At 62.4% G+C, this 8,929-nt stretch carries 10 protein-coding genes; all 10 read left to right on the forward strand.

Translation table 11 applies throughout. The features are described 5' to 3' along the window. Positions 1-11: 11 nt before the first annotated feature. The 10 genes from AT959_RS18190 (at position 12) to AT959_RS18235 (ending at position 8,845) form a co-directional block, all read left to right on the forward strand. A complete protein-coding gene (locus AT959_RS18190; protein ID WP_083518480.1) occupies positions 12-554 on the forward strand; it encodes a TRAP transporter small permease in 543 nt (180 codons plus the stop codon). Continuing rightward, entirely contained in the window at positions 551-1,879 is a 1,329-nt protein-coding gene (locus AT959_RS18195) for a TRAP transporter large permease (RefSeq protein ID WP_066886299.1), read from the forward strand. Before AT959_RS18190 ends, AT959_RS18195 begins: the two co-directional genes overlap by 4 nt. Positions 1,880-1,894: 15 nt before the next feature. Next, the gene (locus AT959_RS18200) at positions 1,895-2,539 is read left to right on the forward strand and encodes a fumarylacetoacetate hydrolase family protein (protein WP_066886302.1); all 645 of its coding nucleotides are present in this window, start codon (positions 1,895-1,897) and stop codon (positions 2,537-2,539) included. After that, positions 2,536-3,300 (forward strand): fumarylacetoacetate hydrolase family protein, encoded by a 765-nt coding sequence (locus AT959_RS18205; protein WP_066886304.1) that lies wholly within the window; start codon positions 2,536-2,538, stop codon positions 3,298-3,300. The genes AT959_RS18200 and AT959_RS18205 overlap by 4 nt, the downstream gene beginning before the upstream one ends. Before the next feature lie 17 nt (positions 3,301-3,317). Next, positions 3,318-4,772, forward strand: a complete 1,455-nt coding sequence (gene hpaE, locus AT959_RS18210) for a 5-carboxymethyl-2-hydroxymuconate semialdehyde dehydrogenase (protein ID WP_066886307.1) — start codon at positions 3,318-3,320, stop codon at positions 4,770-4,772. A 102-nt stretch (positions 4,773-4,874) separates the two neighbouring features. Next, positions 4,875-5,720, forward strand: a complete 846-nt coding sequence (gene hpaD, locus AT959_RS18215) for a 3,4-dihydroxyphenylacetate 2,3-dioxygenase (RefSeq protein ID WP_066886310.1) — start codon at positions 4,875-4,877, stop codon at positions 5,718-5,720. A 66-nt stretch (positions 5,721-5,786) separates the two neighbouring features. Then, a complete protein-coding gene (hpaD, locus tag AT959_RS18220) occupies positions 5,787-6,683 on the forward strand; it encodes a 3,4-dihydroxyphenylacetate 2,3-dioxygenase (protein ID WP_066886313.1) in 897 nt (298 codons plus the stop codon). Positions 6,684-6,714: 31 nt separating this feature from the next. Beyond that, on the forward strand, positions 6,715-7,107 hold the full coding sequence (locus tag AT959_RS18225; RefSeq protein ID WP_066886317.1) for a 5-carboxymethyl-2-hydroxymuconate Delta-isomerase: 393 nt from the start codon (positions 6,715-6,717) through the stop codon (positions 7,105-7,107). A 20-nt stretch (positions 7,108-7,127) separates the two neighbouring features. Next, positions 7,128-7,931 carry a 2-oxo-hept-4-ene-1,7-dioate hydratase gene (gene hpaH / locus AT959_RS18230; protein WP_066886504.1) on the forward strand — a complete coding sequence of 268 codons (804 nt, stop codon included), beginning with the start codon at positions 7,128-7,130 and terminating at the stop codon, positions 7,929-7,931. A gap of 122 nt (positions 7,932-8,053) precedes the next feature. Continuing rightward, positions 8,054-8,845 (forward strand): aldolase/citrate lyase family protein, encoded by a 792-nt coding sequence (locus AT959_RS18235; RefSeq protein ID WP_240481889.1) that lies wholly within the window; start codon positions 8,054-8,056, stop codon positions 8,843-8,845. The last annotated feature ends 84 nt before the right edge of the window (positions 8,846-8,929 follow it).

Consider the following 8,929-nt stretch of genomic DNA (forward strand, 5'->3'; position numbering starts at 1 on the left):
AGGGGTGAATCATGCAAGATCCGATGGGGATTCCCCACGATCTGGTAGAGCACGACAAGGTCGAGCACTACCTGATCATGGCGGGCAAGGCGATGGCGATTTCAGGCGGGATGTTGTTCATCGCGCTGATCGCCATGTCGCTGGTTTCGATCATCGGCCGCAAGCTGGGCTTCGGCTCGGTGAACGGCGATATCGAACTGATGCAGGCCGGCACGGCAGTGGCGGCGACGGCTTTCCTGCCGTACTGCACCCTGCTCGGCGAGCACATCAAGGTGGATTTCTTCACCGAGAACATGCGTGATTCACTGAAGCGCCCGATCGATGGCGTGGCCGAAGTGCTGTTCGCCATCGTTTCCGGCATTCTCGTCTGGCGGACTATCTTGTCTGCTATTGCCACCTACGAGTCGCAGGAGGTGACGACCCTGGTCTCGCTGCCGCTGTGGATTCCGACCGCGCTGCTGGTGCCCGGTCTGTTCCTGATGGCGGTCTGTGCCATCTATCGTGCCTACGCCCACTTCCATCCGACCAAGAATATTCCGGGAGCCCACAAATGAGCGGTACCGCAATCGGCCTGATCGGCTTCGCCTGCCTGCTCGGCATGCTGGCCGTCCGGATACACATCACGATGGCAATGTTCATCACCGGCTCGGCGATTTACCTGGTGATGAACCACGGCGAGACTTCCGGCCTGCTGTACACCCTGAACAACCTGGTCTATGCCCGGGTTTCCAATTACGACCTGGCGGTGATTCCGCTGTTCATCCTGATGGGCCAGTTCGCCACCCATGGCGGCCTGTCGAAGGCGCTGTTCAAGGCGGCCGGCACGTTGATCGGTCACTGGCGCGGCGGTCTGGCGATGGCCTCGACGGCTGCCTGTGCCGCCTTCGGCGCCATTTGCGGCTCCTCGCTGGCTACCGCCGCGACGATGGGCCAGGTCGCGCTGCCCGAACTGAAGGCCGCCGGTTATTCCGGCCGGCTGGCCACCGCCACGCTGGCCGCCTCCGGCACGCTCGGCATCATGATCCCGCCGTCGGTGCCGCTCGTCATCTACGCCGTGCTGACCCAGGAATCGATTGGCAAGCTGTTCGTCGCTGCCGTCATTCCCGGCATCATCGCCGCCCTCGGTTACATCCTGGTCATCGCGATCATCGTCCGTCGCGATCCGGCGGCCGGTCCGGCCGGCAAGAAAGTGCCGTTCGCCGAAATGATCAAGGCCCAGATCAACATCATTCCGGTGCTTTGCGTCTTCCTCGTCGTTATCGTCGGCATCTACGGTGGTTGGGCCAATCCGACCGAGGCAGCATCGATCGGCGCGGCAGCCTGCGGCATCATCGCCGCGGTCTCCGGCGGCATGCGGACCAAGGACTTCCTGCAGAGCGTCTATGGCACCGCCCACGCCACCGGCATGATCTTCATGGTGCTGATCGGGGCCGACCTGCTCAATTCCAGTCTGGCCCTGTCGCAAATGCCGACCGAGCTGGCGACCTGGGTGGCCGGTAGCGGTCTGCCGCCGCTGGTCGTGCTGTTCTCGATCCTGCTCATCTACATCCTGCTTGGCTGCGTGATGGATTCGCTGGCCATGATCCTACTCACCATCCCCATCTTCTATCCGATGGTCATGGGTCTTGAATTCTTCGGCATGGGCCTGGAAGACAAGTCGGTGTGGTTCGGCATCCTGGCGCTGATGGTGGTCGAAATCGGCCTGGTCCATCCGCCGGTCGGCATGAACCTCTACGTCATCAACAAGATCGCCAAGGACGTCCCGATGACCGAGACCGCCTGGGGTGTGATGCCCTTCCTGGCTTCGGACTTCATCCGCATCATCGCCCTGGTCTTCTTCCCGGTTGTGTCGCTTGGCCTGGTGCATTACCTCGGTTAATTGGAGTTAGTAACAATGATCAAACAGATAGTCAGCGGTACGGTTTACGGCGTCGTCCTCAACGACCGGGCCTCGCTCGGCAAGATCGGTGAGGCGCTCGAAGCGGCGCCTTACAAGGGCGCCCCGCAAGCCCCGGCGATGTATATCAAGCCGGCCAACACCCGCGTCGCCTGCGGTGCTGCGGTGAACCTGCCAAAAGGGGTAAAAACCGTCGAGGTTGGTGCCACCATCGGTCTGGTCATGGGTCGTGCCGCGGCCCGTCTGAACCGCGCCAATGCGCTGGACGCCGTGGCCGGCATCGTGCTGGCCGGCGATCTCAGCCTGCCGCACGACAGCTACTACCGTCCGGCGATCCGCGAGAAGTGTTTCGACGGTTCGCTGCCGCTTTGCTCGGTCAAGCCGCTGGTCGATCTGGCCAATCTGCAACTGACCACCGAAATCGACGGCAAGGTCGTCGAACAGCGTTCGCTGGCCGATCTGATCCGTGATCCGGCCCAGTTGCTGGTCGACGTGACGGAATTCATGACTCTGAGCCAGGGCGACGTGCTGCTCGTCGGCGTCAGCTATATGGCGCCGCAAGCCGGCGCTGGCAGCCAGGTGAAAATCAGTGCCGAAGGCGTCGGCAGTCTCCAATTCTCCATCGCAGGAGCACAAGCATGAAGCGCGGTCGCATTGCCTTCCAGGGCGCCATCCACCAAGTGACGCAGGCCGCCGATGGCCGCGTTCAACTGGCCGACGGCCGCTTGCTCAACGAAGCCGAGGTCGAGTGGCTGCCGCCGGTCGTGCCCGGCGCCGTCTTTGCGCTCGGCCTGAACTACGCCGACCACGCCAAGGAACTGGCTTTCAAGGCGCCGGAAGTACCGCTCGCCTTTTTGAAGGGGCCGAACACCATCGTCGGCCACCGCGCCCAGACCCGCCGTCCGGCCGACGCCACCTACATGCACTACGAGTGCGAGCTGGCCGTCGTCATCGGCAAGACCGGCAAGAACCTGTCGAAGGCCGAGGCGATGGACATCGTCGCCGGCTACACGGTGGCCAACGACTACGCCATCCGCGATTACCTCGAGAACTATTACCGGCCGAACCTGCGCGTCAAGAACCGTGACGGTTGCACCCCGCTCGGTCCCTGGCTGGTCGATGCCGCCGACGTGCCGAACCCGATGTCCCTGAAACTGACCACCCGGGTCAACGGCAAGACAACGCAGCAGGGCACGACGTCCGACATGATTTTCGATATCGCGACGCTGATCGAATACCTGTCGTCCTTCATGACGCTGAACCCGGGCGACATCATCCTGACCGGCACGCCGGAAGGCCTGGCCGACGTCAAGGCCGGCGACGTCATCGAGACCGAAGTTGAAGGCGTCTGCTGTCTGATCAACACCATCGTCGACGACCAGACCTATTTCGCCACCGTCTAACAGAAAGCGAGAACAGCATGATCAAGCACATCATCAACGGCCAGAAGGTCGAGAGCAAGGAAACCTTCCAGACCATCAACCCGGCCACCGGCGAAGTGATCGCCGAAGTCGCCAGCGCTGGCGAGGCCGAAGTCAATGCCGCCGTTGCCGCCGCCAAGGCTGCTTTCCCGGGCTGGGCGGCGACGCCGGTCAAGGAACGCGCCCGCCTGGTCCGGAAGCTGGGCGAACTGATCGCCGCCAATGTCGAGCCGATTGCCGACCTGGAAACCGCCGATTGCGGCCAGGTCACCAATCAGACCAAGCGCGTGCTGATTCCGCGCGCCTCGGACAATTTCAACTACTTCGCCGAGCTGATCCAGCACATGCACGGCGAAACCTACGATTCCGACACCGGTCACCTGAACTACACGCTGTGGCAGCCGGTCGGCGTCTGCGCGCTGATCTCGCCGTGGAACGTGCCGTTCATGACCGCCACCTGGAAGACCGCGCCTTGCCTGGCCTTCGGCAACACCGCGGTGATGAAGATGTCGGAACTGTCGCCGCTGACCGCCAACCGCCTCGGCGAACTGGCCCTCGAAGCCGGCATTCCGCCAGGCGTCTTCAACGTCGTCCAGGGCTTCGGCAACACGGCCGGCGAGCCGCTGGTCGCCCACCCGGATGTCCGCTCGATTTCCTTCACCGGCTCGACGGCGACCGGCAACCGCATCGTCAAGGCGGCCGGCCTGAAGAAGTTCTCGATGGAACTGGGCGGCAAGTCGCCGTTCATCATCTTCGACGACGCCGACTACGAGCGCGCCCTCGACGCCGCCATCTTCATGATCTTCTCGAACAACGGCGAACGGTGCACCGCCGGCTCGCGGATCATCGTCCAGGAAGGCATCTACGACAAGTTCGTCGCCGACTTCGCGGCCCGCGCCTCGCGCCTGGTGGTCGGTGATCCGATGGACCCGAACACCGTGATCGGCCCGATGATTTCCAAGGGCCACATGGACAAGGTCAATTACTACATCGAGCTCGGCAAGCAGGAAGGTGCCAAGGTTGTCGCCGGTGGCGGTACGCCGGTGGTCGCCGACAAGTTCAAGAACGGTTTCTGGGTCCAGCCGACCGTTTTCGCCGATGTCGACAACAGCATGCGGATCGCCCAGGAAGAAATCTTCGGGCCGGTGCCCTGCATCATCCGCTTCAAGACCGAAGAGGACGCCGTGCGCATCGCCAACGACACCATCTACGGCCTGTCGTCGTATCTCTGGACCAACAACACCGGCCGCGCCATCCGCCTGGCCAAGGCCATCGAATCGGGCATGACCTTCGTCAACAGCCAGAACGTCCGCGACCTGCGCCAGCCGTTCGGCGGCTCGAAGGCTTCCGGCACCGGTCGCGAAGGCAATCACTACAGCTTCGAAGTGTTCTGCGAAGCCAAGAACATCGCCGTGTCCTACGGCAGCCACCACATTCCGCGCTGGGGCGTCTAAACAAGCAGAGCCGCCGTCATTCCCGCGCAGGCGGGAATCCAGAGATCTACCTCCTGGATTCCCGATCAAGTCGGGAATGGCGGCAAAAAAGGAGACAGCAAAATGGGCAAACTAGTACTCGCCGCCAAGATCACCCACGTCCCGTCGATGTACCTGTCCGAAATGGACGGGCCGCACAAGGGCTGCCGCCAGGCCGCCATCGACGGTCACAAGGAAATCGCCCGCCGCATGCGTGAGCTGAAGGTCGACACCATCGTCGTCTTCGATACGCACTGGCTGGTCAATTCCGGTTACCACATCAACTGTGCGCCGGCCTGGGAGGGCATCTATACCTCCAACGAACTGCCGCACTTCATCAAGAACATGCCGTTCTCGTATGAGGGCAACCCGGCGCTCGGCCATGCCATCGCCGAAACGGCGACCGCTTCCGGCGTCCACACCCGTGCCCACGATGCAACCAGCCTGGCGCTGGAGTACGGCACGCTGGTCCCGATGCGCTACATGAACGAAGACAAGAAGTTCAAGGTTGTCTCGGTTTCCGCGCTGTGCACGGTGCATAACCTGCTGGACTCGGTCGAACTCGGCCGGGCGGTACGTCGCGCCATCGAGCAGAGCGAAGGCAATGTCGCCGTGCTGGCTTCCGGCTCGTTGTCGCACCGCTTTGCCCAGAACGGCGTTTCGGAGCAGTTCCTGCACAAGGTCTGGGACCCGTTCCTCGAAACCGTCGATCACCACGTTGTCGACCTGTGGCAGAAGGGCGACTGGCAGACCTTCTGCGGCATGCTGCCCGAGTACGCGGTCAAGTGCCACGGCGAAGGGATGATGCACGACACCGCGATGCTGTTGGGCGTGCTCGGCTGGGACCAGTACGAAGGCAAGGCCGAAGTCGTCACGCCTTACTTCGGTTCGTCCGGCACCGGCCAGATCAACGTCGTTTTCCCCATTTAAATAAGAGCGCAAAGCCAGTGTTTACCCCCGGAGAAACCTTTTTTCTTGAATTAGGGAGACAGATTCATGGGTGAAATCCTCATGGCCATCAAGGCCACGCACGTTCCTTCAATGCTCATTTCCGAGCAACCGGGGCCGGCGCACGGCTGCCGTCAGGCGGCGATCGATGCCGAGCGCGAAATCGGCCGCCGTGCCGTCGAACTCGGCGTCGATACCTTCGTCGTGTTCGACACGCACTGGCTGGTTAACGCGGGTTATCACATCAACAACAATGCGGTGCACAAGGGCAACTACACCAGCCACGAGTTCCCGCATTTCATCCAGGATCTGCCTTACGAATTTCCGGGCAACCCGGAACTGGGCGCGATGATCGCCGAGGAGGCCACTGCGATGGGCGTCAAGACGCGCGCCCACCAGGTTGCCTCGCTCGATCTCGAATACGGCACCATCCTGCCGATGCGCTACATGAATCCGGAAGGCAAGATCAAGGTCGTCTCGATCGCCGGCTGGAGCACCTTCGGCTCGCTGGAAGAGTCGCGCATTCTCGGCGAGGCACTGGCCAAGGCCGTCGCCCGCAGCAACAGCAAGGTCGCCATCGTCGCCTCCGGCTCGATGTCGCACCAGATCTGGGAAAACCGCCTGGTCGAAGAAGGCTTCAATTCGATCAGCCGCGAATTCAACAAGCAGGTCGACCTGCGCGCCCTGCAATTGTGGGAAGAAGGCCAGTGGGCCACCTTCCTGCGCATGCTGCCCGAGTACGCCCAGTACTGCACCGGCGAAGGCAAGATGCACGACACCGCAATGCTCTTCGGCGCCATCGGCTGGGACAAGTACGAAGGCCAGGCCGAGATCGTCTGCCCCTATTTCGAAAGCTCGGGTACCGGCCAGACCGTCGTCAGCTTCCCCGTCGCCGGCATTCCGCTGGTTGCGACCGGGATCGGCGCCGGCATGCCGGTTTCCTGACTGAACTGACTATTTTCTGAAGGAGCAAGGAATGCCCCATCTCATCTACGAATACACCGACAACCTTGACCCGGCCGAGGCCGACATCAAGGGGCTGCTGAAAAAATCCAACCAGGTGTTGATCGACCAGGGTGGGGTGTTCCCAATCGGCGGCATCCGTTCCCGCGCCATCCGCCTCAACGACTACTGCGTCGCGGATGGCACGGTCGATGACGCCTTCGTGCATGCGACGCTGAAGATCGGCGGTGGACGTTCGGAAGAGGCCAAAAAGAAGGCTGGCGACGAGCTGTTCAAGATGATCAGCGAGCATTTCGCCGCCATTTACCAGAAACGGACGCTGGCCCTGTCGATGGAAATCGTCGAGTTCAGCGAAGCCGGCACCTGGAAGCAAAACAATATTCACGCCCGCTACAAGAAGGCCTAACCCCACCAAGAGGAATGAACATGCTTAGCCAAGACATTATCGAAGCGACTGCCCGTCGCTTCCACGAAGCCGAGAAGACCCGCCAGCAGATCCGCCAGATCTCGCTGGATTACCCGGAAATCACCATTCCCGACGCCTATGCGATCCAGAAGGCCTGGGTCGACATGAAGCTCGCCGAGGGCCGCAAGATCGTCGGCCACAAAATCGGCCTGACCTCGCGCGCCATGCAGATGTCGTCGCAGATCAACGAGCCGGACTACGGCACGCTGCTCGACGACATGGTCTTCGCCGACGGCGGCGAGATCCCGGTCGACCGCTTCATCGTGCCGATGATCGAAGTCGAACTGGCCTTCATCCTCAAGGACCGCCTCGAAGGCGAGAACGTCAGCATGCTCGACGTGCTGTCGGCCACCGACTACGTGATCCCGGCGCTGGAACTGATCGATGCCCGCTCGCAGCGCATCGACCCGGAAAGCAAGCGGCCGCGCAAGGTGTTCGACACCATTTCCGACAATGCCGCCAACGCCGGCATCATCATGGGCGGCCGCCCGGTCAAGCCGCTCGACATCGACCTGCGCTGGGTCTCGGCGCTGCTCTACCGCAACGGCGTGATCGAGGAAACCGGCGTCGCGGCAGGCGTCCTGAACCACCCGGCGAACGGTATCTCCTGGCTGGCCAAGCGCTTCGCGCCGCACGGCGTGGCGCTCGAACCGGGCCAGATCATCCTTGCCGGCTCCTTCACGCGGCCGGTGCCGGCCAGCCGGGGCGACACCTTCCATGTCGATTACGGCCCGCTCGGCAACATCACCTGCCGTTTTGTCTGAGATGAACAATTCAGTCATTCCCGCGCAGGCGGGAATCCAGAATTTTGCACTTCTGGACTCCCGCCTACGCGGGAGTGACAAACTAGTTGGTTTTTGCTGAAAAACAGGAGTCGACCGTGGACATGCCCCTCAATACCTTCAAGCGCGCGCTGGCTGCCGGTGAAACGCAGATCGGCCTCTTTCTCGGCCTGGCCAACGCCTACACCGCCGAGATCGTCGCCGGCACCGGTTTCGACTGGCTGCTGATCGACGGCGAGCACGGTCCGAACGACCTGCGTTCGATCATCGAACAACTGCAGGCCCTGGCGCCGTACCCGGTCAAGCCGGTGGTGCGCACCGTCGATCACGACGTCGCCCGCATCAAGCAACTGCTCGACGGCGGCGCCCAGACGCTGATGGTGCCGATGGTCGAAACCGCGGCCGATGCCGAAAAGCTGGTCCGCGCCATGCGCTACCCGCCGCACGGCATCCGCGGCGTCGGCACGGCGATGGCCCGCGCCGCCCGCTGGAACGGTGTCGAAGGCTATTTCGCCAAGGCCGACCAGGAAATGTGCTTGATCGTGCAGATCGAATCGACCGCCGGCCTGGCCGGGCTGGACGACATCCTCAAGGTCGAGGGCGTCGACGCCGTCTTCATCGGTCCGTCCGACCTGGCCGCCTCGATGGGCCATCTCGGCAATCCGGGTCACGCCGAGGTCAAGGCTGCGGTCAACGCTGCCATCGGCAAGATTTCCGCTGCCGGCAAGGCGGCCGGGGTCTTTTCGGCCGATCCGGCTGCGGCCGAGGCTTATCGCGAGATCGGCGCCAGCTTCCTGCTGGTCGGGGTTGATGCGCTGCTGTTGAGAAATTCGGCGGTTGCTCTGGCCGACAAGTTCAAGAAGGCAGAGTCGGGCAAGACCGGCGCTGCTTACTGATGGGTTTTTTGCCTTTTCTGCCGGTGGGTTCCGCGCTTGCGGCGCGGGCGTACTTTCTTTTGCTTCGCCAAAAGAAAGTAGCCA

The sequence above is a fragment of the Dechloromonas denitrificans genome, assembly GCF_001551835.1.
Classification (GTDB): Bacteria; Pseudomonadota; Gammaproteobacteria; order Burkholderiales; family Rhodocyclaceae; genus Azonexus; species Azonexus denitrificans.

What these genes read in the sequence shown, in the direction of transcription:
- AT959_RS18205 (WP_066886304.1), top strand. Translation starts at nt 2,536, where the DNA reads ATGAAGCGCGGTCGCATTGCCTTCCAGGGCGCCATCCACCAAGTGACG.
- hpaH (WP_066886504.1), top strand. Translation starts at nt 7,128, where the DNA reads ATGCTTAGCCAAGACATTATCGAAGCGACTGCCCGTCGCTTCCACGAA.
- AT959_RS18190 (WP_083518480.1), top strand. Translation starts at nt 12, where the DNA reads ATGCAAGATCCGATGGGGATTCCCCACGATCTGGTAGAGCACGACAAG.
- hpaD (WP_066886310.1), top strand. Translation starts at nt 4,875, where the DNA reads ATGGGCAAACTAGTACTCGCCGCCAAGATCACCCACGTCCCGTCGATG.
- AT959_RS18235 (WP_240481889.1), top strand. Translation starts at nt 8,054, where the DNA reads ATGCCCCTCAATACCTTCAAGCGCGCGCTGGCTGCCGGTGAAACGCAG.
- AT959_RS18195 (WP_066886299.1), top strand. Translation starts at nt 551, where the DNA reads ATGAGCGGTACCGCAATCGGCCTGATCGGCTTCGCCTGCCTGCTCGGC.
- hpaD (WP_066886313.1), top strand. Translation starts at nt 5,787, where the DNA reads ATGGGTGAAATCCTCATGGCCATCAAGGCCACGCACGTTCCTTCAATG.
- hpaE (WP_066886307.1), top strand. Translation starts at nt 3,318, where the DNA reads ATGATCAAGCACATCATCAACGGCCAGAAGGTCGAGAGCAAGGAAACC.
- AT959_RS18225 (WP_066886317.1), top strand. Translation starts at nt 6,715, where the DNA reads ATGCCCCATCTCATCTACGAATACACCGACAACCTTGACCCGGCCGAG.
- AT959_RS18200 (WP_066886302.1), top strand. Translation starts at nt 1,895, where the DNA reads ATGATCAAACAGATAGTCAGCGGTACGGTTTACGGCGTCGTCCTCAAC.